The 24,049-nt window shown below is 74.7% G+C and carries 24 protein-coding genes and 1 pseudogene; 17 read left to right on the top strand and 8 right to left on the bottom strand.

Going from position 1 to position 24,049, the window contains the following annotated elements; genetic code table 11:
- Window positions 1–28: 28 nt before the first annotated feature.
- From ACFV04_RS07460 to ACFV04_RS07415, 10 genes are all read left to right on the top strand, one after another.
- Window positions 29–784 carry an alpha/beta fold hydrolase gene (locus tag ACFV04_RS07460; protein WP_380336512.1) on the top strand — a complete coding sequence of 252 codons (756 nt, stop codon included), beginning with the start codon at window positions 29–31 and terminating at the stop codon, window positions 782–784.
- A 204-nt stretch (window positions 785–988) separates the two neighbouring features.
- The gene (locus ACFV04_RS07455; RefSeq protein ID WP_380527434.1) at window positions 989–1,723 is read left to right on the top strand and encodes an alpha/beta hydrolase; all 735 of its coding nucleotides are present in this window, start codon (window positions 989–991) and stop codon (window positions 1,721–1,723) included.
- Between the two features lie 314 nt (window positions 1,724–2,037).
- Entirely contained in the window at window positions 2,038–2,964 is a 927-nt protein-coding gene (locus tag ACFV04_RS07450; RefSeq protein WP_380527431.1) for an urea transporter, read from the top strand.
- 57 nt (window positions 2,965–3,021) lie between these two features.
- A complete protein-coding gene (locus ACFV04_RS07445) occupies window positions 3,022–3,327 on the top strand; it encodes an urease subunit gamma (protein WP_360251049.1) in 306 nt (101 codons plus the stop codon).
- Between the two features lie 3 nt (window positions 3,328–3,330).
- Window positions 3,331–4,176: a cobalamin biosynthesis protein CbiX gene (locus ACFV04_RS07440; RefSeq protein WP_380527428.1), complete on the top strand. Its 846-nt coding sequence runs from the start codon at window positions 3,331–3,333 to the stop codon at window positions 4,174–4,176.
- A 23-nt stretch (window positions 4,177–4,199) separates the two neighbouring features.
- The gene (locus ACFV04_RS07435; RefSeq protein WP_380336523.1) at window positions 4,200–4,637 is read left to right on the top strand and encodes an urease subunit beta; all 438 of its coding nucleotides are present in this window, start codon (window positions 4,200–4,202) and stop codon (window positions 4,635–4,637) included.
- Complete coding sequence (ureC, locus tag ACFV04_RS07430; protein WP_380527425.1) at window positions 4,637–6,361, top strand: urease subunit alpha; 1,725 nt, start codon at window positions 4,637–4,639, stop codon at window positions 6,359–6,361. The genes ACFV04_RS07435 and ureC overlap by 1 nt, the downstream gene beginning before the upstream one ends.
- Before the next feature lie 122 nt (window positions 6,362–6,483).
- Window positions 6,484–7,164, top strand: a complete 681-nt coding sequence (locus tag ACFV04_RS07425) for an urease accessory protein UreF (protein WP_380527487.1) — start codon at window positions 6,484–6,486, stop codon at window positions 7,162–7,164.
- A 12-nt stretch (window positions 7,165–7,176) separates the two neighbouring features.
- Entirely contained in the window at window positions 7,177–7,848 is a 672-nt protein-coding gene (gene ureG / locus ACFV04_RS07420) for an urease accessory protein UreG (RefSeq protein ID WP_380527424.1), read from the top strand.
- The gene (locus ACFV04_RS07415) at window positions 7,845–8,855 is read left to right on the top strand and encodes an urease accessory protein UreD (RefSeq protein ID WP_380527423.1); all 1,011 of its coding nucleotides are present in this window, start codon (window positions 7,845–7,847) and stop codon (window positions 8,853–8,855) included. The genes ureG and ACFV04_RS07415 overlap by 4 nt, the downstream gene beginning before the upstream one ends.
- Window positions 8,856–9,010: 155 nt before the next feature.
- On the opposite strand, the gene ACFV04_RS07410 is transcribed toward ACFV04_RS07415, so the two are convergent.
- The 3 genes from ACFV04_RS07410 to ACFV04_RS07400 are packed head-to-tail and all read right to left on the bottom strand — an operon-like array spanning window position 9,011 to window position 14,037.
- Window positions 9,011–11,986, bottom strand: coding sequence for an NACHT domain-containing protein (locus ACFV04_RS07410; protein ID WP_380527421.1), 2,976 nt, complete (start codon window positions 11,984–11,986; stop codon window positions 9,011–9,013).
- A gap of 5 nt (window positions 11,987–11,991) precedes the next feature.
- On the bottom strand, window positions 11,992–12,510 hold the full coding sequence (locus ACFV04_RS07405) for a protein phosphatase (RefSeq protein ID WP_380336532.1): 519 nt from the start codon (window positions 12,508–12,510) through the stop codon (window positions 11,992–11,994).
- Window positions 12,511–12,570: 60 nt separating this feature from the next.
- Entirely contained in the window at window positions 12,571–14,037 is a 1,467-nt protein-coding gene (locus ACFV04_RS07400; protein ID WP_380527419.1) for a LuxR C-terminal-related transcriptional regulator, read from the bottom strand.
- A gap of 148 nt (window positions 14,038–14,185) precedes the next feature.
- Here ACFV04_RS07400 and ACFV04_RS07395 point away from each other — a divergent pair, with 148 nt between their 5' ends.
- The 5 genes from ACFV04_RS07395 (at window position 14,186) to ACFV04_RS07375 (ending at window position 17,974) form a co-directional block, all read left to right on the top strand.
- Entirely contained in the window at window positions 14,186–15,115 is a 930-nt protein-coding gene (locus ACFV04_RS07395; RefSeq protein WP_380336535.1) for an NADP-dependent oxidoreductase, read from the top strand.
- 301 nt (window positions 15,116–15,416) lie between these two features.
- The gene (locus tag ACFV04_RS07390; RefSeq protein WP_380336538.1) at window positions 15,417–16,208 is read left to right on the top strand and encodes an SDR family NAD(P)-dependent oxidoreductase; all 792 of its coding nucleotides are present in this window, start codon (window positions 15,417–15,419) and stop codon (window positions 16,206–16,208) included.
- 141 nt (window positions 16,209–16,349) lie between these two features.
- Window positions 16,350–16,994, top strand: coding sequence for an exonuclease domain-containing protein (locus ACFV04_RS07385; RefSeq protein ID WP_380527416.1), 645 nt, complete (start codon window positions 16,350–16,352; stop codon window positions 16,992–16,994).
- Window positions 16,991–17,329: a hypothetical protein gene (locus tag ACFV04_RS07380; RefSeq protein ID WP_380336543.1), complete on the top strand. Its 339-nt coding sequence runs from the start codon at window positions 16,991–16,993 to the stop codon at window positions 17,327–17,329. Before ACFV04_RS07385 ends, ACFV04_RS07380 begins: the two co-directional genes overlap by 4 nt.
- A gap of 267 nt (window positions 17,330–17,596) precedes the next feature.
- Window positions 17,597–17,974 (top strand): nuclear transport factor 2 family protein, encoded by a 378-nt coding sequence (locus ACFV04_RS07375; protein ID WP_380336546.1) that lies wholly within the window; start codon window positions 17,597–17,599, stop codon window positions 17,972–17,974.
- A gap of 178 nt (window positions 17,975–18,152) precedes the next feature.
- Here the strand turns inward: ACFV04_RS07375 and ACFV04_RS07370 are convergent.
- Both ACFV04_RS07370 and ACFV04_RS07365 read right to left on the bottom strand, forming a co-directional pair.
- A pseudogene (locus ACFV04_RS07370) lies at window positions 18,153–18,374 on the bottom strand (IS630 family transposase); the annotation flags it as partial.
- A 44-nt stretch (window positions 18,375–18,418) separates the two neighbouring features.
- Complete coding sequence (locus ACFV04_RS07365; RefSeq protein ID WP_380527414.1) at window positions 18,419–19,351, bottom strand: NAD(P)-dependent oxidoreductase; 933 nt, start codon at window positions 19,349–19,351, stop codon at window positions 18,419–18,421.
- A gap of 70 nt (window positions 19,352–19,421) precedes the next feature.
- On the opposite strand from ACFV04_RS07365, the gene ACFV04_RS07360 reads away from it, so the two are divergent.
- Together ACFV04_RS07360 and ACFV04_RS07355 are read left to right on the top strand one after the other, a co-directional pair.
- A complete protein-coding gene (locus ACFV04_RS07360; RefSeq protein WP_380527412.1) occupies window positions 19,422–19,910 on the top strand; it encodes a MerR family transcriptional regulator in 489 nt (162 codons plus the stop codon).
- 4 nt (window positions 19,911–19,914) lie between these two features.
- Complete coding sequence (locus ACFV04_RS07355; protein ID WP_380527411.1) at window positions 19,915–20,691, top strand: GNAT family N-acetyltransferase; 777 nt, start codon at window positions 19,915–19,917, stop codon at window positions 20,689–20,691.
- Window positions 20,692–21,062: 371 nt separating this feature from the next.
- On the opposite strand, the gene ACFV04_RS07350 is transcribed toward ACFV04_RS07355, so the two are convergent.
- The 3 genes from ACFV04_RS07350 to ACFV04_RS07340 form a co-directional block, all read right to left on the bottom strand.
- Window positions 21,063–21,509, bottom strand: coding sequence for a hypothetical protein (locus ACFV04_RS07350; protein WP_380336556.1), 447 nt, complete (start codon window positions 21,507–21,509; stop codon window positions 21,063–21,065).
- Window positions 21,510–22,467: 958 nt separating this feature from the next.
- Window positions 22,468–23,160 (bottom strand): ABC transporter ATP-binding protein, encoded by a 693-nt coding sequence (locus ACFV04_RS07345; RefSeq protein ID WP_380527409.1) that lies wholly within the window; start codon window positions 23,158–23,160, stop codon window positions 22,468–22,470.
- A complete protein-coding gene (locus ACFV04_RS07340; protein WP_380527407.1) occupies window positions 23,160–24,044 on the bottom strand; it encodes an ABC transporter ATP-binding protein in 885 nt (294 codons plus the stop codon). The genes ACFV04_RS07345 and ACFV04_RS07340 overlap by 1 nt, the downstream gene beginning before the upstream one ends.
- Between the last annotated feature and the right edge of the window lie 5 nt (window positions 24,045–24,049).

The raw sequence follows: 24,049 nt of genomic DNA, 5'->3' as shown, positions 1-24,049 counted from the left end.
CGCGGAAGGGGCCGTTAGCATCCGCCGAATGATCATTTCTCATGACGTGGCGGGCAGCGGACCCGCCGTGGTGCTGCTGCACTCCTCGGTGTGCGACCGGCGGATGTGGGACGCGCAGTGGCAGCGGCTGGCCGACGCCGGGTACCGGGTGGTGCGGGGCGACTTCCGGGGGTTCGGCGAATCGCCGCTCGCGCAGGCGCCGTACAGCGACGCCGGTGACGTGCTGGCCCTGCTGGACCACCTGGGCATCGGGTCCGCGACGCTGGTCGGCGCCTCGCACGGCGGGCGGATCGCCCTGACGGTGGCCGGGCTGCGTCCGGCGGCGGTGACCGCGCTGGCCCTGCTCGCACCGGGCATGCCCGGGCACCTGCCCAGTGAGGAACTGCGGGCCTTCGGCGGGCGCGAGGACGAGCTGATCGAGGCCGGTGACATCGACGGGGCGGTCGAGCTGAACGTCGAGACCTGGCTGGGGCCGGAGGCGGACGAGGCAACCCGCGCAAGCGTGCGGCGGATGCAGCGGCACGCCTTCGACGTGCAGGCGGACGCCACGGTCGGCCCGGACCGGGAGGAGGTCGACCTCGCGCTGATCACGGCCCCGACCCTGGTCGTCGGCGGCGCCCACGACGTGCCGGACTTCCGGGGGATCGCGGCGCACCTGCCGACCGTCCTGCCGAACGCCCGGCACCTGGAACTGCCGTGGGCCGGCCACCTGCCGAACCTGGAGCGGCCGGAGGAGACGACGGCGCTGCTGCTGGACTTCCTGCGGGAGACGGCGCAGGTCTAGCGGGCGGGGCGTGGGGCGGCGGCCGGGACCGGCGCCCCGGGCCCGGTCACGGCGGAGCGGGGTCGCGGGGTCGCGGGGTCGCGGGCGCGCGCGGAACGGGGTCGAGGGGTCGCGGGCGCGCGCGGAGGGGTGCGGGCCCGGCGACTATCGGCCACGGCGGCGAAACCCGGGACTCGAACGTGTGTCGGGCGCCATCATGGCCGGGTGCACTTCATCTCGGAGATCAGCTCGGACGGCGTCTCGCAGCGCGGTTTCACGGTCGACGGCGTGCCCGGTGTGCTGTGGCAGCCGGAGGGGCCGCCGCTCGGCGGCCGGCCGCTGGTGCTGCTCGGGCACGGTGGTGGCGGCGACAAGCTGGGCATGGCGGAGCGGGCCCGGCGGTGCGCCGCGCGGTACGGCTTCGCGGCGGTGGCGCTGGACGCCCCGGGGCACGGGGAGCGGCCGCGCAGTGCGCAGGACGAGCGGTTCGTCACGGAGATCGGGGAGTTGCTGGCCGCGCGGCGGCCGATCAGCGCCTGGGTGGCGCGGCACACGGCGGCCCTCGCGGATCGGGCGGTGCCGGAGTGGGTAGCGGTGCTGGACGCGCTCGGCGGGGCGGGGGAGGGCTTCGGGCCGGTCGGGTTCTGGGGGTTGTCGCTGGGGAGCGTGGTCGGCATCCCGCTCGCGGCGGCCGAACCGCGGATCGCCGCCGCGGTGTTCGGACTGACGGGGGCCGCCGCTCAGGTGGAGGCGGCGGGCCGGGTGGGTGTGCCGACGGAGTTCGTCCTGCAGTGGGACGACGAGCTGGTCCCGCGCGGGACGGCGCTGGCGCTGTTCGACGCGTTCGGCTCGCGGGAGAAGACGCTGCACGCCAATCCGGGCGGGCACCTGGAGGTGCCGGAGTTCCAGGTGGCGGCCTCGGAGCGGTTCCTGGTCCGGCACTTGGGAATCACCGAGTAAAACTTCGCAAAGAATTTCCCTCTTCAGCGACCTCACCGGCCGTCATTTCAACAAATTGTTGCAGCTCAGCGCCCTGATCGTCACGCTTCGTCGACTTGACGTAGCTCCCCGTGCGCATTCTGGTTCGCAATCCGTCGGAGTACGGTTCCGGAGGAATCGCCGGGGGTTGCTTCCGAATCCACCGGCCGTACCGGGAATTGGTGCGAAGCATGGGTCAGGGCAAGGGTGGGGAGGGCGCGGTCGGGGCGGCTCGTCCGGCATCCGGCGGGACGGCATCCGTCGGGACGGCATCCGTTGGGACGGAATCCGTCGGGATGGCGTCCGTCAGGGTGGTCGCGGAAGTCCTGCGCGGTGTCGCACAGGTCGACTTCATGCCGTCCGTCGTCTGCGGACTCCTCTTCGTTGCCGCACTGTTCGCGGCCGGCCCGCCGTACGGGCTCTACGGTCTGCTCGGCAGCGCCGTCTCCACCGCCGTCGCGTACGCGCTGGGGCTCGACCGGAGTGCGGTCGGGGCGGGGCTGCACGGGTACAACGGGTGCCTGGTGGCGCTGGGTTGCGCGGTCCTTTTCGGGGCCGGGCAGCCGGCCACGGTCGTGCTGGCGGTGCTCGGATCGGCCGCCGCCGTGGTGGCCACGGCGGGGCTCGGGGCGGTCCTGTCGACGTGGCGGATCCCGGCGCTGACCGCGCCGTTCTGCCTGGTCGCGACGGCCGTCACGGCCGCCGCCCCCGGATTCCGGCGGCTGTGGCACGGCTCCGGGACGTCCGGTGCCCTGCCCGTGGCGGCGGGCGGGGAGAGCGGACCGGGCTGGAGCGAACTCTGGCGCGGGTTCTTCGCGAACATCGGCCAGGTCTTCTTCATGCCCCAGTGGTACGTCGGCCTGCTCTTCCTGGCCGGCCTGTTCGCCGCGAGCAGCCTGGCGGGCCTGATGGCCTGCGCGGGCAGCGCTACCGGACTGCTCACCGCCTGGGGGCTGGGCGCGCCCGCCGACGCCGTCGGGCAGGGGCTGCTCGGCTACAGCGGCGTCCTGGTGGCGCTCGCGCTGTGCGGCGTGTTCGTCGCCCCCAGCGGCTGGAGCGCGGCCTACGCCCTGCTGGGCGCGGCCGTGGCGACGGTCCTGACCCCGGCGCTCGCCGCGATCTGCGCGCCCTTCGGCGGCCACGCCTTCACCTGGCCGTTCGTGCTGACCACGATGCTGTTCCTGGCGGCCGTGCCGGCCGTTCCCCGTCTGCGCCGGGTCTGATTCTCCGTCCAACTCCCCTGCATTTCATCGGATCCTCGGAAAGGAAGAGTGATTCCCGTGAATCTCTCGCCGCGTGAGATGGACAAGCTGTACATCTACGTCGTGGCCGACCTGGCCCGCAAACGCCGCGACCGAGGCGTCAAACTGAACTACAGCGAGGCCTGCGCACTGATCAGCGAGGCCATCATGGAAGGCGCCCGGGACGGCCGCACCGTCGCCGAGTGCATGGAGATCGGCAAACACGTCGTCGGCAACGCGGACGTCATGCCCGGCGTGCGCGAGATGCTGCCGCTGCTCCAGGTCGAGGCCGCGTTCCTGGACGGCACCAAACTCGTCTCCTGCCACGACCCGGTGGGTGCCTGAACCATGGCACGACCGCAGCCCGCCACCGTGGTGCTGGCCGGCGGCCACGAGAGCCGCGGCGGACGGGACCTGGCCGCGCTGGTGGCGGCCGACCCCGCCGTGCACGCCGCCGCCCCCGCCGGACGCCCCCTCACCGAGGCGGTGCGGTCGGCGCTGGCCGACGGCGAAGGTCCGGTGTGCGTCGTGCCGATGACGCTCGGCCGCGACCCCCGGCTGGTGGCCGACGCCGCCCGGGCCCTGCGCTGGCTCGCCGCCGGGGAGGGCCGCGGCCGGCTCGCCCTGACCGCGCCCTTCGCCGCCGCCGAGCACCTGGTCGGCTGGCTGCGCGCCGCGGCCGGCCCCGCCCCCGACGGCGCGCTGCTGGTCACCGCCCCGGCGGCCGGCCCCTTCGAGGACGCCGAGCTGTTCCGGATCGCCCGGCTGGTCCGCCAGTACGGGCGGCACCGCTGGGTGGAAGTCGCCTTCGAGGGCGGCGACCCCGACCCGGTCGAGGGAGCCGAACGCTGCCGCCTGCTCGGAGCCCGCGAGGTGACGGCCGTTCCGGCCTCCTTCGGCCCGGCCCCGCACCCGGCACCGTCCGGGGTCCGCGACGGCGGTCCGCTGCTGCGGCCGGCCGCGCTCGCCGGCGTGGTCGCCGCCCGGACGGCGGCGGCGCTGCACCTGCTCGGGCACGGGGAGGACGGCATCGCGGCCGGCCTCGACGCGGAGCACGGGCACGGCTACGCCCACGCCCACACCCACGCCCACGGCCACATCCACGGGCCGGGCGAGGCACACCACCACGGCCACCCGCACCCCCACCAAGCCCACCAGCACCACCCCCACGCACCCGCACCCACCCCCCGCTGAACCGGCAGAGAGGAAGGCCAGCCATGTCTGGTGGCGCCGCGTACCTGTACGGCGACGACCCGGTGGAGATCAACGCCGGCCGCGCCAAGGTCACCGTCACGGTCAGCAACACCGGCGACCGGGCGATCCAGATCGGTTCCCACTACCACTTCTTCGAGGCCAACCGCGCCCTCGACTTCGACCGCAACGCCGCCTTCGGCAAGCACCTGGACATCCCGGCCGGCACCGCCGTCCGCTTCGAGCCGGGCGACACCAAGGACGTCACGCTCGCCGAGTTCGGCGGCCACCGCCGCCTGGTCGGCTTCAGCAACCTGGTCGACGGCGGCACCACCGCGCCCGCCACCCGGGCCCGGGCCATCGACCGGGCGATCGCCCTCGGCTTCAAGGGCACCAACCTCGACCTCAAGGAAGACCGGCCCCGGGACTTCCCCACCGAGATCCACCAGGAAGGCGTCCGCTGATGGCCATCCTCTCCCGCAAGCAGTACACCGACCTGTTCGGCCCCACCGTCGGCGACCGCTTCCACCTCGCCGACACCAACCTGGTGGTCGAGGTCGAACGGGACTTCAACCAGGGCCACTACGGCGACGAGGCCGTCTACGGCGGCGGCAAGGGCATCCGCGACGGCATGGCGCAGGACCCGGCCGCGACCTCCGCCCAGGGCGCGCTCGACCTGGTCATCACCAACGTGGTCGTGCTGGACCCGGTGCTCGGCGTCGTCAAGGGCGACATCGGCGTCAAGGACGGATTCATCACCGCCGTCGGCAAGGCCGGCAACCCGCACACCCAGAGCGGCGTGCACCCGCGGCTGGTGATCGGCCCCGGCACCGAGGTGATCTCCGGCGAGCACCTGATCGCCACCGCCGGCGGCATCGACACCCACATCCACTTCATCGCCCCGCAGCAGGTGCAGGAGGCGCTCAGCAACGGCATCACCACCCTCATCGGCGGCGGCACCGGCCCGTCCGACGGCACCAACGGCACCACCTGCACCCCCGGCCCGTGGAACATCGGCCGGATGTACCAGGCCGTCGAGGACCTCCCGGTCAACGTCGGGCTGCTCGGCAAGGGCAACGGCTCGCTGCCCGGCGCGCTGCGCGAGCAGGTCGAGGCGGGCGTGTGCGGCCTCAAGGTGCACGAGGACTGGGGCAGCACCCCGGCCGCGATCGACAGCGCGCTGGGCGTCGCCGACGAGTACGACGTCCAGGTGGCCATCCACACGGACACCCTCAACGAGTCCGGTTACTTCGAGGACACCCTGTCCGCGATCGACGGCCGCACCATCCACACCTTCCACACCGAGGGCGCGGGCGGCGGCCACGCCCCCGACATCATGCGGATCGCCGGCGAGCCCAACGTCCTGCCGTCCTCCACCAACCCGACACTGCCCTACACCGTCAACTCGGTCGACGAACTGCTCGACATGGTGATGGTCTGCCACCACCTCAGCCACGACATCCCCGAGGACGTTTCCTTCGCCGACTCCCGGGTCCGCGCCGAGACCATCGCCGCCGAGACCGTCCTGCACGACGAGGGCGTCATCTCGATCTTCTCCTCCGACTCGCAGGCGATGGGCCGGATCGGCGAGACCTTCACCCGCGCCTTCCAGACCGCCCACCACTGCAAGGACCAGCGCGGCAAACTGGCCGGCGACAGCGAACGCCACGACAACGTCCGGGTGCTGCGCTACCTCGCGAAGCTCACCATCAACCCGGCCGTCGCCTCCGGCACCGCGGACCACATCGGCTCGCTGGAGCCCGGCAAGCTCGCCGACATCGTGCTCTGGCCGATCAACTCCTTCGCCGCCAAGCCCAAGATGGTGATCAAGGGCGGGGTGATCAACTGGGCGCTGATGGGCGACCCGAACGCCTCGCTGCCCACGCCCCAACCGGTCTACTACCGGCCGATGTTCGGCGCGTACGGACGGGCCAGGCAGGCCACCCGGGTCTCCTTCATGTCACAGGCCGCGGTCGACCTCGGCGTCCCGGAGCGGCTCGGGCTGGACAGCCGGGTCCTCCCGGTGCGGCGGTGCCGGTCGGTCGGCAAGCAGCACATGGTGCGCAACGACGCGCTGCCGAAGATCGCGGTCGACCCGGAGACGTACAAGGTCACCCTGGACGGCGAGCCCGCGACCATCGAGCCGGCCCGCGAACTGCCGCTCAACCACCTGTTCTACCTCGCGTGAGCGCGGCCTCCCCGGCGGACGGCACGCCTCGCGCGAGCGCGGCCTCCCGGGCGGACGGACCCGTCCGTGTCGGCGGGTCCGCCCCTGCCGCCCCGGGCGCGGGCAGCGCCGCCGAGGACCGGCTGGACGCCCTGCTGGTCTGCCTCCAACTCACCGACTCCGCCTTCCCCAGCGGCTTCTACACCCTGTCGCACGGCCTGGAGGGCTACGCCCAGGCCAGGGCCGTCACCCCCGACACCCTCCCCGACCTGCTCGCCGACCTGCTGCGGTACGGCGTCGGACCGTCGGACGCCACCGCGCTCGCGCTGGCCCACCGCGCCGCCTCGGCGGGCGACTGGGACCTGCTCGCCGAGACCGACCAGCGGCTGCACGCCACCAAGCTCAACCGTGAGCTACGCCTGGCCGCCACCCGGACCGGACGCCAACTCCTGGACATCGCCCGGGAGTCGGTCGGCGGAGAACCGCTGGAGCGGTACGCGGCACTGGTCGCGGACAAGCGCGCCCCCGGCTGCCAGGCGGTGGCCGCCGGGGTGGCCTACGCCGCGGCCCGCGTCCCCGTCGAACAGGCCGTCACCGGCGACCTGTTCGCGTTCTGCACCAGCTTCGTCGGCGCGGCGCTGCGCCTGCGGCTGACCGACCACCGCCGGGCGCAGGTGGTGCTACGGGCTGCCGCGCCGGTCATCCGGGAGGTCGTGGCGGCCGCGCTGGAAAGGGAATCGGCCGACCTCGGCGGCTGCGTGCCCGTCGCCGACGCGATGTCCGGACGGCACGAACGGGCCGAGGCCCGGCTGTTCGCGACCTGAACCCGCGGCTCCGTGCCTCACAGAGCACCTTCGAGCCGGCAATTTCGCACCAGAGGAGGAGAGTTGACCGAGAACGTGCTCCGCGTGGGCATCGGCGGACCGGTGGGCTCCGGCAAGACGGCGCTGATCGAGGCGCTCGTCCCGGTACTGATCGCGCGCGGCCACCGCCCCGCGGTCATCACCAACGACATCTACACCCAGGAGGACGCCCAGCACGTGCGCCGCGCCCTGGCCGGAGTACTGGACCCGGAGCGGGTCGTCGGCGTGGAGACCGGTGCCTGCCCGCACACCGCCGTCCGGGACGACCCGACGATGAACCTCGCGGCCGGGGCCGAACTCCTGGAACGCTTCCCGGACGTCGACACCCTGCTGTTCGAGTCCGGCGGCGACAACCTCACACTGACCTTCAGCCCCGTGCTGGTCGACCTGTTCCTCTTCGTCCTCGACACCGCCGAGGGCGAGAAGATGCCCCGCAAGCGCGGCCCGGGCATCACCGAGTCGGAGCTGCTGGTCATCAACAAGATCGACATCGCCCAGTACGTCCGCACCGACCTCGGCATCATGGAGTCCGACGCCCGCCGGGTGCGCGAGGGCGGCCCGGTCGCCCTCACCAACTGCCTGACGGGGGAGGGGCTGGAGGAGATCGCGGCGTTCCTGGAGACCTTCCGGAAGGTGCCCGCGTGACCGTGACCGTGACCGCGGCCGAGGAGGACCCCGTACCACCGGCGGTGCCCCGGCTCGACCCCCGGCACTACGAGCCGGCCCGCGTCCCGCACGAGGTCCGCCGCCACGCCGGGACGCCCGACACCCTCGCGGTCGGGCGCCCCGGCAAGGTCGGACTGCTGGAACTCGCCTTCGAGCGGATCGGCGGACGCACCGAACTCACCGGCCACTACCAGAAGTCGCCGCTGCAGATCATGCGCCCGCTGTACTACGACCCGGCCCGCCCCGACCTCGCCGTCACCTTCCTGCTGTCCACCGGCGGCGGCATCCTGCAGGCCGACCGGCTGCGGACGGACGTGCGCTGCGGCGCCGGCACGGCCGTCCACCTCACCACCCAGGCGGCCACCAAGGTCTACCGGATGGAGCACGACTACGCGACGCAACTCGTCCACCTGACGGCAGGCCCCGGCGCCTACGTCGAGTACCTGCCCGAGCCGGTGATCCCCTTCGTCGACTCCCGCCTCTACCAGCGCACCGTGCTGACCGTCGACCCGGACGCCACCGTGCTGGCGAGCGAGACCGTCCTGGCCGGCCGCCTCGCCCGGGGCGAGCGCAACGCCTACCGGGTGTTCGCCTCGGACCTCGACGTGCGCCGCCCGGACGGCAGCCCGGTGGCCCTGGACGCGGTGCGGCTGGAGCCGTCGCGAGGGCGCGCCGGCGGCAGTGGAGTCGCCGGCGCAGGCAGCGGCGTGACCGGTCCGGCCGTCCTCGCCGGGCACGACGTGATGTCCAGCCTCTACGTCCTGAGCCCGCTCGCCCCGCCCGGACGGGTCGCGGACGCCCTGCACGAGGCCCTGGCCGACTGCGGCCTGCTGTACGGCGTCAGCGTGCTCCCCCGGGACAGCGGCGCCTGGCTGCGCCTGCTCGGCTCCGACACCCGCGCCTGTGCGGCCGCGCTGCGGTCCGCCTGGGACGCGGTGCGCCGGCTGCTCATCGGTGCGCCGGCGCCGGAACTCCGCAAGACCTGAGGCCCGGCCGACTCCGCAGGACCTGAGGCCCGGCCGGGGCCGGGTTCGGCGGTCGGGGTTCGGGGTTCGGCTCAGGCGTCGGCAGGGTGGTCGGCCTGGGTGTCGACCCGGAGGTCGGCGGCGGCCGTGGTGGTCGCGGATGCCTGTCCGTGGGCTCAGGTGGAGGCGGCGAGGCGGGTGACGGCTTCGAGGCATTCCCGGGCGGTGGCGCGGACGTACGCCTCCGGGTCCGAGGCGGCCGCGTGCTCCAGAGCGGCGGAGGTCCCGGGGTGGTCCGGCCACTGCCAGGCCAGCATGGTCAGCGCCTGGCCGCGGACGTTCCGGCCGGGGTCGCCCGACGCCCGGGCGAGGACGAGGGCCTCGGCGTCGTCCGGGGCGAGCACCGCGTAGTGGCTGAGCGCCGCGGCGCGGACGGTGGCGTCGGAGTCGGCGGTGGCGCGGTCGAGCAGGACCGGGAGCGTCTCGCGGTGCGAACCCCGGTACCGGGCCAGGAGGTCCAGGGCCGTCAGCCGCAGCCCGGAGTTCTCCGAACCCGTCGCGGTCCGGGTGAGCAGCAGCACGGTCCCGGGGCCGTCGGAGTCCAGCCGGGCGAGCCCCTCCAGGGCGCGGCGGCGGGTGCTGGGGCTGCGGTCGTTCAGGGCTCGATCGCGCAGCACCGGCAGGACGGCCGGGGCGTCGGTCCGCCAGCGCGCCAGTTCGCGGACCGCGGCCTCCCGCACGTTGTTCTGCACGTCGCCGACGGCCCGGTCGAGGAACAGCGGAAGGACGCCGGGGTGCCGCGTCCAGGACTCCGCGAGGGACTGGAGGGCGTCGCACCGGACGGAACCCGTCCGGCCGTTGGCGGCGAGGTCCATCAGGACCGCGGGGTCACCCGGTTCCCTCGGGCGGAACGCCTCGACCGGGACGTCCGCCGGCCGGTGGTTCTCCAGGGCGCTGCCGGAGAACAGCGGCCGGGCCGCGGCCGCCTCGATCTCCGGCAGCAGGGGCCTGACGTCCGGGTGGTCGGGCCACCCCTCGGCCAGTTCGACCAGCACCTTGTGCCGGAGCGAGGTGGTGGACCGTTCGGCGGCCAGGGCCAGCAGTGAGGGCACGATGTCGGGGTGGTCGGCCCACCGGCGGGCCAGCGCGGTGACGGCGGAACCCTTGTTGTTCGGGGAGGTGAAGGCGGCGAGGGCGAGGGAACGTCCGATGACGGTGTGGCAGGTGACCGCCGCCGTGATCTTCACACTGGTCGACGAGGTGAACTGGCCCCGGAGGTGGAACCACCGGAGGTAGCGGTCGCGCCCGGTCCAGGAGGGAACCGCGCTGAGGGCGGACAGCGCGGCGAGGAGCGCGTCCACCCGGAACGCGAAGGAGGTGTACTCCGCGAGGAAACCGGTGAGGTCGTCGACCGCCCGGTCGCTCTGCGCACGCAGCAGTCCGATCTTCCGCACCTCGGCCAACGACCGGATCGCCAGGACCAGCGAGGACTCGTCGCGCCGGTCCAGCAGGTGGTCGATCACCGCGGCCGCGTCCGGCTCGCTCAGCTGGTTGACGACGAGCAGCAGCACCTCGTGCCACGCCGGATCGTCCGCCCGGCGCGCGAAGACCTCCTCGATCAGGCCCTGCGGCGTCCACTCCCGTCGCACCGTGTACCGGTGGACGACGTCCTCCGCCGCCAGGTGCTCCAGGAACGCCCGGTGCACGAAGCCGTACACCTCGCCGCCGTAGCGGGCCAGGATGAAGTTGCGCTCGCGCAACTCGTCCCTGAGGGCTCGGGCGGCGGCCAGGCACTGGTGCGGCGGCAGGCCGAACTGGGTGAAGTACTCCTGGAACACCGCCTCCAGCTCCGCCGCGTGGATGTGGTTCCCGGCGATGCCGCCGGTGCCCTCCTGCATGCGGCGGGCCAGGAGGCGCAGCAGCTCCATGCGCTCGCGGTCGTCGAGGAGCTCGATCGCCTCGGCGGCACCGGACTTCAGCGGGGTGCTCAGGTGCTTGGTGTCGCGGTCCCAGTGGGCGACCAGGACCCGCACCGCGTGCTCGTAGACGCCCCGCCGGTCCCGGGGCAGCGTCCGGCGCCGCCCGATGATGGCGAGGATCGTCAACAGCAGTGGATTCCCGGCGAGTTCGCGGATCGGGCGGGAGGCGTTCACCGCGCCGGTGATGCGGTCGACCAGGCGGGCCGCGAGCTCCGGGTCCGCCGGGCAGGAGATCGCGTACCAGCGGCGGGCGAAGTCGGCGATCCGGCCGGGATCCAGGTCCTGCAGCATGAAGTGGGTGAAGCCGGCGCCGCCGAGGGCCGCGCGCTGGTAGCCGATGACCCGCGAGGTGACGACGACGCGCACCCGGTCGTACCGGGCCGCGAAGGCGGCGATCCGCTCGGCCGCGGCGGCGCGGACCCCCGGGTCGAAGAGCTCGTCCAGTCCGTCGAAGACGATGACGACCCGCCCCTCGTCGAGGAGACGGCGCAACTCCGGCCCGGGGAGCGACATCCCGGCGACGCGGTGACGGTGGTCGAGGAAGTCCTCGAACGTGCGCTCGCGCCACAGCCCCTCGGCGTACTGGCGCAGTTCGACCACCAGGGGCACCAGCCCGTCCAGCGGGGCGAGCGGCCCGGCGCCGTCCTGGGAGAGCGTGAGGGCCAGGTAGCGGGCGAGCGTCGACTTGCCCGAACCGGGGTCGCCGAGCAGGACGACCCGTTGGCCGCGCGGCCCGGTCAGGGCGGCGAACGCGTCCTCGGTCGGGCGGTCCAGGTAGTCGTCACGCAGCTGTTCGAGCGCCGACCGGCCCAGCCCGGGCGGGAGTTCCTCGCCGGTGAACTCCCGGTCCGCCAGCAGCCGTCGGTACAGCTCGCGGGGCAGCTCCACCGGCGGCGGGTCCTCCCGGACCTGCGGGGTGACGAACACCTCGCGGAGCTCGACCACCGGGTGCTCGCCCTGATCGGAGAGCGGGGTGAGCACCTCCAGGTCCAGGCGCCCGTACGTCTCCCGCACCCGGCGCGCGTACGCGGCGCAGGCGGCCACCACCGAACCGGCGGTGACCGGAGGCCCGTCCGCGCAGGTCAGGTTGATCGTTCCGGCCTGGAGGACGTGGCCCGCGATCGTGTCCACGGTGACCCGGTTGACCGCCGAAACCTCTGGATCCCCACCCATGCCGCCTAGGCTAGCCGCTCCACGAACTTCCGCTGCCACGGCGTCTCGACGGCGTGCCGGCTGTAGTGCTCGCGCACGTACGCGACCGCCTCGGCGGCCGGGACGCCGTCCAACACCGCGATGCAGGCGAGGGCGGTGCCGGTGCGGCCGCGCCCGCCGGCGCAGGCGAGTTCGACGCGTTCGGCGGCGGAACGCTCCCAGGCCTCGCGGAAGGCGTCGGCCGCGTCCGCGCGGTCGCTCGGCAGCCGGAAGTCGGGCCAGCGGACCCAGCGCCGCTCCCACGGGAGGCCCTGCGGCGGGCGGCCCAGCAGGTAGAGGCCGAAGTCGGGCCGCGGCCCCGGCGGCAGCGGGCGGCTCAGGCCGCGGCCGCGCAGCAGGCGGCCGGAGGGCAGCCGCAGGAGGCCGGGGGTGTCGGCGGGCCAGGTGGCCGGTGGGGGGACCGGGCCGGTCGGGGTGCTCGGGACGGCGGGGCCGGTCGGGGTCTTCGGGACGGCAGGGCCGGTCGGGCCGGTCGGGTCGGTCATGGAACCATTCTGTGGGCGGAGCGGGCCGGAGCGGCCCCGCCCGGTACGGGCAGCCCGGGCTCAGGACGCCACGTGCAGGCCCGTCCTCCTGCCGGGGAGCCCGGCGCGGTGGGCCAGGGCGGCCGCCTCGCCGCGCGAGGCCACGCCCAGCTTCGCCAGGATGTTGGCGACGTGGAACTTCACCGTCGACTCACTGATGTGCAGTGCGGCGGCGATCTCGCGGTTGCGGCGGCCCTGGGCGAGCTGGTCGAGCACCTCCGACTCCCTCGGCTGGAGACCGTCCACGGGATCGGTGGTGGGGCCGGGGGCCGGTTCGGGGAGGGAGAGCGGCAGGTCGACCGTCACCGTGGTGCCCCAGCCGGGAACGGCCTCGACGGTGCAGCGGCCGCCGAGGGCCGCGATGCGGTCGTCGGTGCGGTGGACGGCGAGGGCGTCGACGGCCAGCACGCCCAGGCCGTCGCCGCGGACCACCGCCCGCAGGGCGTCCTCCGGGGTGAACTGCCAGCTGACGTGCAGCCGGGTCGGCTTCTCCTGCTCCAGCATCAGCAGGACGGCCGCCCGGACGGCCTCCCGGGCGGTGCGTGCGGCATCGGCCGGCACCGAGCGGGCAGTCCCGGCCGGCGGCGCCGCGTCCAGCCGCACCCGGGTGTGCCGCAGCAGCGGGCGCAGCTCCCGGGCGAGCCGGGCGAAGGCGGCGTCGGCGGGTTCCTCGCTGAGCGTGCGGTCCAGATCGGCGCCCCGGCGCAGGTCGAGCAGGGCGGTGACGGCCAGTTCGGTGGCGCTGCGGCGCGCGGTCGCGTCGTCCAGGTCGGCCGAGCGCAACGGCGCCAGGACCGCGCTGAGCGCCGCACTGTGCGTGCCGGTGAACTCGGCGATCGCCCGGGCGCGGGCGGTGGCGGAGGCACGGGAGACCGCCGCGTGCTTGGGCCCGGCGTCGGTGGCGCGGTGGTCGGAATGGGCGATGACCAGCTCCCACAGGTGCTGCAGGACGGCGAGTGCCCCCGGCGGCACGGGGGTGGTGTCGGCCCGGACGAGCACCAGGACGGCGCCGCCGGCGTGGCCCGGTGCGGCGGCGGTGTCCGATTCGTCGTCACCCTGCGCACCGCCCGAGGCCGCCGAGACGACGACCACCGGCCGGGTGCGGCCCGCGAGTTCGGCCTCGCCCTGCCAGGGGCGGCCGACCGAGGTGGTCGCGGTGGTGCGCTCGGCCAGCCGGGACAGCTCCAGGCTGCTGACCCCCTCGGTCAGCTCCGGCAGGCCGTGGGCGTGGGCGGGGGAGTGCGTGCAGACGCCGCTGAGCTGGGCGACCGCCACGTGCGGGACGAGCGTGCCGAGCATCCGGGAGAGACGGAGCAGGAGGTCGGGCCGCGGCGTGCGCAGCACCTCGACGGCCCGCGCCAGCGCGTCCTCCGGGCGGCCCCAGGACTCCCGCCAGGCCTCGTCCGTACCGCCCGTACCGTCCGCGCCGGTCGTCCTGCCCGCGCTGCCCGTGCCGCTCGTCCCGCGCACGCCGTCCCCACGATCCATGGGGCCGAGCCTAGTCCGGTCGCGACCGGATCGACCTGGCCGTTCGGACGGGTCGAACCGGCCGAACGGCAGGGTCCCCGGTCATCGGGCCCGGACCAGGATGGGAACCGTCGCAAGAAGCAACTCCTCCGAACCCCAAGGACCTTCCATGACCAAGGCGATCGCCTTCCACGAGTACGGCGGCGCGGACGTGCTGCGCCCGATCGACATCGAGCTGCCCGCCCCCGGGCCCGGCCAGGTCCGGGTCGCGGTCCGCACGGTGGGCGTCAACCCGCTCGACCACAAGGTGCGCAGCGGGGCGATGGCCGGGCTCTTCCCGGTCGCCTTCCCGGCCGTGAACGGCTACGAGCTGGCCGGCGTGGTGGAGGCCCTCGGTGAGGGCGTGACCGGCTTCGCCCCCGGCGACGAGGTGTTCGGCGCCGTGATGGGCGGCGGCTACGCCGAACACGCGCTGGTGCCCGCCGCGATGCTGGCCCGCAAGCCGGCCTCGCTCGGCTGGGAGGAGGCGGCGGCGATCCCGGTGGCCGCCGAGACCGCCGAGCGGGCACTCGACGTCCTCGGCGTGCGGGCGGGCGAGACCCTGCTGGTGCACGGCGCGGCGGGCGGGGTCGGCACCGTGCTGCTGCAGTTCGCCCGGGCCCGCGGGATCACCGTGATCGGCACCGCGAGCGAGGCCAACCACGACCACCTGCGCGAACTCGGTGCGATCCCCGTGACGTACGGCGAGGGCCTGGCCGAGCGGGTGCGGGCAGCCGCCCCGGGCGGGGTGGACCGCGCGCTGGACGCGGCCGGGCAGGGCGGGGTGCTGCCGCTGTCCGTCGAGCTGACGGGCAGCGCGGACCGGGTCCTGACCATCGCCGACTTCGTGGGCGCGGAGCAGTACGGCGTCCGCTTCACCGGCGGCGCCGACGGCGTCGAGTTCCACCACCGGCGCGCCTACGCGGCCGCGATCGCCCTGCACGAGGCCGGCACCCTGCGGCTGCCGCTGCACCGGGTGTTCCCGCTGGCGGAGGCCGCCGAGGCGCAGCGGGTGAGTGAGCAGGGGCACCTGCGCGGCAAGATCGTCCTCACGGTCTGACGGCGGCGGCGCCGCCCGTACCCGGCACGCCGCACCAGGAACCCGGCACTCCGCACTCCGCCGTGCCGCCTGCCGCACCGCCCACCGGCCGCACCGCTCACCGGGCGGACCGGGCGGGCGGCCGCGGTGGGCGGCGTCCGTCCCCTGCCGCGGCGTGTCCCGGGTGATGCGTGCCCGGTCGGTCTCCCCGGTCGGTCTCCCTGATCGGTCTCCCCGGGTGCGTCACCCGGCCGACGCGCCAAAGGGCGGGACGGTGACGGAAGTCCGAATTCCGCCCGTTCGGGTGGCTAGAGTCGCGCCCATGGTGGCGGAGAACGCGGCGGGAAGCCCCGCGACCGGTCGGCTGGCCGGTCGCTCCTGCGTGGTGACGGGTGCGGCGAGCGGCATCGGACGAGCCGTCGCCGAGCGGTTCGTCCTGGAGGGCGCGTCGGTGGTCGCCACCGACATCGACGCCGCGGGGCTGGACCGGTTGGCCGGGCAACTCCCCGGCGCCGTCAGTACGGTGGTCGGCGACGTGGCCGATGACGGGGACGCCCGCCGGATGATCGAGGCCGCCGTCGATCGGCACGGCCGCCTGGACGTCCTGGTCGCCAACGCCGGGGTGCTCCCCCTGATGGAGATCACCGAGGCCACCGCCGAGGACTGGGACCACGTGATGGCCGTGGACGGCCGCGGCATGTTCCTGACCTGCAAGTACGCGATCCAGGCGATGACCGCCCAGGAACGGCCCGGCGGCTCGGTCGTCTGCCTCTCCTCCATCTCCGGCGAGGCCGGCCAGCGCGGCCAAGCCGTCTACGGGCCCGCCAAGTTCGTCGCCTCCGGCCTCACCAAGCACCTCGCCGTCGAATGGGCCGGCCGCGGCATCCGGGTCAACGCCGTCGCCCCCGGCACCATCACCACCGAACGCGTCGCCCGCCTGCGCGACGAACCCGGCGGCCCCGAGTACCTCGCGGCGATCGAGAAGCTCCATCCGATGGGCCGCCTCGGCAACCCGGCCGAAGTCGCCGCCGCCGTCCTCTTCCTCGCCTCCGACGACGCCTCCTTCATCACCGGCGCCGTCCTCCCGGTCGACGGCGGCTACCTGGCGCAGTGACCCGCGGCGCGGCCGGCGCAGTGGTGGGCGGTGCGGTGGTGGGCAGTGCGGCCGCGCTGCCGACGCGGGGGCGGACGCACGGCGGGGCGGGTACCGAAAACCGGGTGCCCCGGTGCGGGGCGCCTCCCTACGCTCACCCCCATGGACGTCAACGAGCACCTGCTGAACGTGGTCGATGTCGAAGCCACGTGCTGGGACGGGCAGCCGCCGCCCGGTCAGGTCAGCGAGATCATCGAGATCGGGCTCACCGTCGTCGACCTGCGCGCGGGCGAACGCCTCGCCAAGCACCGGCTGCTGGTGCGCCCGGCCCGATCGAAGGTCAGCCCCTTCTGCACCGAGCTGACGGGGCTCACCCAGGCTGAGGTGGACGGCGGACTCTCCTTCGCCGAAGCCTGCCGGACGCTGGCGGCCCGGCACCGCACCGGCTCGACGCCCTGGGCCAGTTGGGGCGACTACGACCGCAACCAGTTCACCCGTCAGTGCCGGCAGACCGGCACGCCGTACCCCTTCGGCCACCGCCACACCAACGCCAAGGTCGTCTTCACCGCCTCCCACACCCTGCGCCGGCGCCCCGGAATGGCCCAGGCCCTGACGCTGGCGGGCCTGCCGTTGGAGGGCCGCCACCACCGGGGCGACGACGACGCGTGGAACATCGCGGCCCTGGTCCTGGACCTGGCGGCGCGCGGCGACTGGCCGCAGGCCCCGGGAGGCGAGGACGGTCCGGACGGTCCGGACAGCGCGCACGGCCCGGCGGGCGTGGACCGTGCGGACGGCCCGGCGGGATGAGCGGGACCGAACCGCCGCTGCTCGCGGCCGTCCACCCCGCGCTGGTGTCGTTCCTTGAGGCGGAACTCGCCGCCCGGGGACAGCCCGTCCTGGCCCGGGCCGCGGCGGAGCTGCGCTTCCACGGCTGGTGCCGGTGCGCCCCGGCCTGCACCTACCTCCGAACGGCTCCGGCCGCCCGTGCCGACAACGCCTGGATCCACCTCGACGACGAGGCCCCCCGGGTGTGGCTGCAACTCGACCGGGACCGCACGTCGTTCGCCGGGATGGAGATCTGCGAGTTCGACCCCGGGCCCGCCACGGCCCTCGACCCCGACCGGCCCGCCGCGGTCGGCTGACCCCGACGGGAAGGCCCGCGAGCGGTGCAGCGCCGTCGTACGGCGCACCGACCGTCGAGGGGCCCGGGCCCGGACCGGGCGGGACACCCGATCTCCGGCCCGCTCGACGGTCCGTTCTCAGGCCGTCGGCGAGGGCAGCCCGGACGGCATCGTCACCTCGGACGCCGGCTGATCCGGGAACGACCCGGTGCTGTGACCGGGACGGTTCACCGTGACCGGAAGGCGGCTCGCGGGACGAGCGCACGCGACGGCTGGTATCACTGGGGTATGCAGGAAGAGATTGCACGCTCCGCGATCGACACGTTCATCTCCGCGTTCAACGCCTCGGACGACAGCTATGTGACTGCCCTGCTCTCCCAGGCCCTGACCTCGGACGTGGTCTTCTGGGGGCCGTTGGGTCGCAGTGAGGGCATCGCGGCGGTCGAGCGGTTCGTGCTGGACATCCGGCGCCACCCGGCGGGGAGCGGGACGATGACGCGCTGCTCGGCGGTGGACATGCCTGACGAGTGGGCCCGGTACCGGTGGGTCTTCACCACGCCGGGTGGAGGTCCCAGCCTGGCGGGAACGGACGTCGTCCATCTGCGGCGGAGCCTCATCGACCAGGTCATCGTCTTTGCGGGGGAGATCGAACCGTCCGCCTCCTGAGTCGTCCTGCTGCCGCGGTCCTTCTCCTGGACCTGCCCCTCCGGTGCTCGGGGGCTGCGGTTCGCGGTTGGTCAGGCCGCGGTGTCGAGGGGGCGTCCGCCCCAGCGGATGCCCTTCTCGCTGCGGACGCGGGCGCGTTCCTCGTGTCGGGCGGTGAGGACGTCAAGCCGGCGGGCGTTGGTCTCGCGCCCGGGGCCGGGCGGCTCCTGCCAGGTCCCGGTGCGCTGGAAGGTGGTGCCACGGCCCCGGGGCAGGCACCGTAAGGCCTCACGGCCGATGCGGACGACGCGGCCGTGCACCCTCGCAGGCAGGCGGCGAGTCGGCGGATCGACCAGCGGGTGGAGGGCCGGCCGGGCCTGGTGGGGCGGGTGGTGGCCGTCCGGACGACGAAGTCCTCCACCGGGCCTCCGGCGATCGGATCGGACGTCGCCGCACACCCGACCGCTACGACCGCCGATCCGGTGCACCGCTGCGGTCACAGGACCGGACGGAGAGCGACTCGACCAGGGCCGACACCCCGTCGGGCCCGTGCCCCGCGTCGACCGCCCGCCGGGTGAGGGCGAGCGCGGCGTCCAGGACGGAGGAGTCCAGGCCGCGCGCCCGGGCGGTGTGCGCGACGTGTGTCAGGCCGGCTTCGGCGGAGGCCACGCTGCTGCGGTCGCCCGGGTGGTGGCGCTCGTCCGCGCGCCGGGCGAAGTCGTCGATCAGCGGGGCCAGGATGCGCGGCAACCCTTGGGCGTACGGGGCGAGTTCGGCGCCGCTGATGCCCTCGGCGCGGGCGAGCGCCAGGGCGTGGACCCACCCGTGCACGCTGGTCCAGAACAGGTCCAGCAGGGCCGCGTCGTAGGCCGCCGCCCGCCCCGGGTCCGCGCCCACGTGACGCACGGTGCCCAGGGCCCGGAGCGTCTCCTCGTGCACGGCGAAGGTCTCGGGGTCGCCACTGAGCAGGACGGTGCCCTCGGGGCCGCCGATGGTCGGGGTGGGGGTGAGGACCGCGGCGTCGAGGAGGCGGAAGCCCCGGGCCTCGGCGTAGCGGGCATCGGCCCGGGCCTCGTCCGGCGCGATCGAGGTGGCGTTGACCACGGTCCGGCCGCGCAGGGCAGGCCCGGCGGCGTCCAGCACGGCCCGGGCGGCCGCCCGGTCACGGACGCAGAGCAGGACGAGCGGGGCGTCCGCCACCGCCTCGGCGGCGCTCGCGGTCGACCGCGCGCCCAGGGTGAGCAGTTCGGCGTCGCGCCCCGGGGAGCGGTTCCACACGGTGGTCGGGTGACCGGCGGCCAGTAGCGCACCGGCCAGCGCCCGGCCCATCGGGCCCAGGCCCAGGACGGCAACGGCGTGACGGGAAAAGGTGGTTGAGGAAGATCGTCGGTTCGGCACGGCGGTTACGCTAGACCTTCACGCCGACGGCAGAGTCAAGGCGGACGACCGACCACGTGAGGTGCCCGCGATGCGGATCGGAGAACTCGCCCGGCGGACCGGGGTCACCCCGCGCGCCCTGCGCTACTACGAGGAACAGGGCCTGCTCACCCCCGAGCGCCGACCCAGCGGCTACCGCGCGTACGACGAGGGGGACGTCGACGCCGTCCACGGCATCCGCACCCTCCTCGCGGCCGGCCTCAACAGCGCGGTGATCGCCGAGATCCTGCCGGGACTGCCGCCCCCGGGGCGCCGCCGCCCCGGTCCGACCTGCCCGGAACTGCGCGAGGGCCTGGCCCGGGAACGCGCCAGGATCACCCGGCAGATGGGCGAACTCGCCGCGGCCCGCGCCCTGCTGGACACCATCATGGGCGCGGACGCGCCGAGCGAGGTGATCCTCGCGGCCCGGCCGGCCGCCGCGCGGTCCGCGGTGGGGTCCGCCTCGTCCTCGTCGGCCGGCCCCGGGGAGGCGACCGGCCGGAAACTCGATGGCGTGCGGTCCCGGGCCGTGCTGGAGTGAGCGGATGGATCATGACGAGGTGCTCGCCCTGTTCGACGAGTGTGTCCGGCGCAACGCGCAGTCCGACGGCCCCGGAGTCCGCGTCGAGCGCGACGGGGCGGTGGTGCGGCAGGTGGGCGGACCGGACGACTGGAACGGCGTGGTGTGGTCGGGCCTGGACGAGGCCGGGGCGGACGCGGCGATCGCCGGACAGGTGCGCCACTTCACCGCGCTGGGCCTGGAGTTCGAGTGGAAGGCCTACTCCCACGACCGCCCCGCCGACCTCGGGGACCGGCTGCGCGCGGCCGGGTTCACGCCCGAGCCGGACGAGGCGCTGATGATCGCCCGGATCGCCGACCTGCCCACCGAGGTCGTCGTCCCCGACGGCGTGCGGCTGCACCCCGTGACCGACCCGGCCGGGGTCGACCTCGTGGTGGAGGCCCACACGCAGGCCTTCGGCGCGGACCTGCCGGGTCTGCGGCAGCGCCTGCTCGACCACCTCCGGCACGGCACCGACACCGTCAGCATGGTCGTCGCCCTGGCCGGCGACCGCCCGGTGTCCGCGGCCCGGATGGAACTGAACCCCGGCACCGGATTCGCCGGCCTGTGGGGCGGCGGCACCGCCCCCGACTGGCGCGGGCGGGGCATCTACCGCGCCCTCGTCGCGTACCGCGCGCGCCTCGCCGCCGACCTCGGCTACCACTACCTGCAGGTCGACGCCAGCGACGACAGTCGCCCCATCCTCCAGCGCCTCGGCTTCGCCCGGCTGAGCACGACGACGCCGTACGTGTACCGGCCGTAGCGGCCGGTGCCCCGCCTCCCGCGCGCTGGGCGCCGGGCCCTTCGAGGTTCCTGTTCCCCCTGCCGATCGGCAGGGGGAACAGGGGGTGTTGCCGGGCAGGTTGTGCCGTTCGGTACATGTGGGGGAGGGGCGACGGGGGGCATCGTCGAGGCATCACGAACGGGGGCCGTCGGGGCACCCCGGAAGGGAGCCGCAGCGTGTTCCTCCTTCGCCACGCCGCCGAACTCGGGATCGCTCTCGGGATCGCTGTCGGTGTCGGGCTCGCGGCCGGACTCGCGGCCGTACTCGGAGTCGGACTCGCGGCCGGACTCGGTGTCGGGCTCGGTGTCGGGCTCGGAGTCGCGTCCGGGTGGGTGCCCGCCCGGCAGCGATCAGACCCGGAACCGCACCTGACGGACGGCCGCCGGATCGGCCTCGCCCGCGAGGCGGCCCTGCCCGAAGCAGGTACTGTGCTGCACCCCGGTGTCGTGCGCGGCGGTCTGCGCCAGGGCGTACTGGAGTGGCACGCCGATCACCGCCACCGGCAGCAGCACGCAGAGCAGGGCGTGCCCCGCCCCGATCCGGAGCGCCTTGCGCCGGACGGCGACGACGAGTTGCCCACCGCCCCAGCACACCGCGGCGATGCCCAGCGCCAGTCCGGCCCAGGCGAGCGGCAGCACCGGCGCCGGGGCACCGGGGCTGTCGTGGCAGCGGCTCACGAGCCCCTGGATGGTGCCGTCCGCGAGGAGGGCCGGGACGCCGAACGCCCATCCGAGGCCGCCGAGCAGCAGCGGGCCGCCGGCCCGGAGCCGGAGCGGGGGGCGCTGTCCTTCACTCATACGACCGGTGCCAGTCCGGGGCGCCGCCGACGGGGTGCGGCTTCCGGCGCCCGCACTCCTGCCCGGCGCCGCCGTCGATCCGGGTGCCCGGATGCCGCAGCGCGTGCGCCGGCCATGGCAGCGCGTCCGTTCGGACGCGGAAGTGGTTCACCGCTCGTTCCCCCCTGACAGAACCCACCGAGGCCCCGTCCGGCAGGAAGAAGGCCGTGACCGCGCGGCACGTCCGTGACGACAGAACCGCCACATCGTACGACGAGGCCACGGCTCGGTCCCAGCGAGCCCACGCACTCGCCGCGCGAGGCTACAACTCGGGCAACCGGTCAGCGGGCGTGGGGGACCGCCGCTCCTCCAGCCAGTAGAGGTAGATCGCTGGTCGGTTGCCAGGCCACCGGCGATGTAGCGCTCGAACTCGCGGACGGCAGCGGCCGTGTCCTGGCGCGCCCAGGCATCGCCCTCGTCCCATGTGCTCCGGTGGTCGGTCAGGTACTGCAGGACCCGGCCGCGGTCACGCCACCACTCCCGGACGGTTTCCGGTGTCCACCGTGAGTCGCCGTCACAGCCGTACCCGAGGAGCGGGTCGTTGTCCGCCGCCTCGACCAGCAGGGCCGTGTCCGCAGGCGTTCGGGGCCGGCGGTAGACGTACTCGGTGAGGTACTCGCCTCCGTAGAGGACATGGGAGGGTGCCGAAAGCCGCCCTGTCCAGCAGTTGTCGGTCTCCCCGCCGTAGAGGGGCCCGGGGACGTTGAGCCACAGCCGGTCCTCCCAACGGCCCCGAAAGGCATCGCGGTCGTCGCCGAGGACGGCCACCGGGTCGAAGGAGAGCGTCATCTGCCGAGGTCAGGACATCCGTTCGCGCCGGAACGGGCCGCCGGCGGGAGGAGGGGAGTGCTCGATCGAATGGGAGAAGCGGAGTGCCTGAACGCACCGGACCCACCCACTCGCCCGCTGACTCCTCGACTCATGGGACGTCCGTCGGGTCGTGGCGGCCGATCTCGGTCGGCAGGCCGGTGGTCTCCCCGGGCTCACCGGAGAAGACGACCTCGCCCCGGTGCAGCACGTGCACCACCGCCGCCCCGCTGAGCGTGCGCGGCAGCGACTGCGCCGTGAGCACGACCGTACGGCCGGTGGCGGCGTCGGCCAGCAGGCGGGCGTGCAGCCGGGCGGCGACGGCCGGGGCCAGTCCGCGTTCGGGCTCGTCGAGCAGGAGGAGGGACGGCCGCGCCGCCACGGCCCGGCCGACGGCCACCAGTTGCTGCTGGCCGCCCGAGAGATTGCCCGCCCAACGGTGCAGCAGCGCGGTCAACTCCGGGAAGAGCTCCAGCGCGTCCTGCTGCCCCGGCCCGCCCAGGCCCAGGTTCTCGGCGACGGTCAGCGACGCGAAGACCCCGCGTTCGGCCGGGACGAGCGCCAGCCCCCGCCGTACCCGCTGGTGCACCGACAGTCCGCCGACGTCCCGGCCCCGCCACACCGCCCGTCCGCCCGACAGCGGAACGACCCCGGCGAGGGCGTGCAGCACGCTCGTCCGCCCGGCGCCGTTGCGGCCGAGCAGGACGGTCACGGCGGCGGAGGGGAACGCGAGGTCCACTCCGTGCAGGGCCTCCAACGGGCCGTACCGGACCCGGGCGGCGCGGAGGGCGGCTTCGACGGGCATCAGGTCACCGCCCCCCAGGCCCGGGTGACACGCGGGTCGGCGAGGACCGTCGCGGCCGGGCCGCCCGCGATCATCCGGCCCTCGGCCATCACGTAGACGGCGTCGGCGAGTTCGGCGACCAGCTCGGCGTCGTGCTCGACCAGCAACAGTGCCATGCCCTGTTCGGCGAGGCCCCGCAGCACGGACACCAGCCGGGCGGTCTGCGCGGCGTCGAGCCCGGCCGCGGGCTCGTCCAGCAGTAGCACCCGGGGCCTGCTCGCCAGGGCCCGGGCCAGTTCCACCAGGCGCAGCACGCCGGTGGGTTGCTCCCCGGCCGGCTCGGCGGCGACGTCCTGCAGTCCGAACAGCCGCAGCGCCCCGGCGGTCTGCTCCGTCACGGAGGCCCGCTCCGGCAGGGAGGCCCGCTCCGACAGGGCCCGCTCCGGCACGGCCCGGGCCTCGACGGCTGCGGTCCGCCCTGGGAGCCCGAGCCACCCGGCCGGTCGGGGCGGCCCAGCTCGCCCGACTCGCCCAGCTCGCCCGGCCCGTGCGGTTCGCCCGGTCCGCTGCTCGGCACCCACCCGGACGTTGTCGGCCACCGAGAGGGTGGGGAAGACGGCGATCTGCTGGAACGTACGGGCCAATCCGAGTCGTACCCGCCGGTGCGCGGGCAGCCCGGTGACGTCCCGGCCGCCGAGCAGCACGCGTCCGGCGTCGGGGCGTGCCGTGCCGGCGAGGCAGTCGAACAGGGTGCTCTTGCCAGCCCCGTTCGGTCCGACCAGCGCCGTGATCCGCCCCGGCAGCGCCACCAGGTCCACCCCGGCCACCGCCTCGATCCCCCCGTAGCGTCGGACGATGCCCCGGGCGGTGAGGCGTGCGGCGGGCCGGTCATGAGTGGTGCTCATGGGGA

This window comes from Kitasatospora sp. NPDC059599, from assembly GCF_042735125.1.
Lineage (GTDB): Bacteria > Actinomycetota > Actinomycetes > Streptomycetales > Streptomycetaceae > Kitasatospora.
Note: the sequence above shows the minus strand (reverse complement) of the source record. Positions and strands in the feature narration are given on the sequence as shown.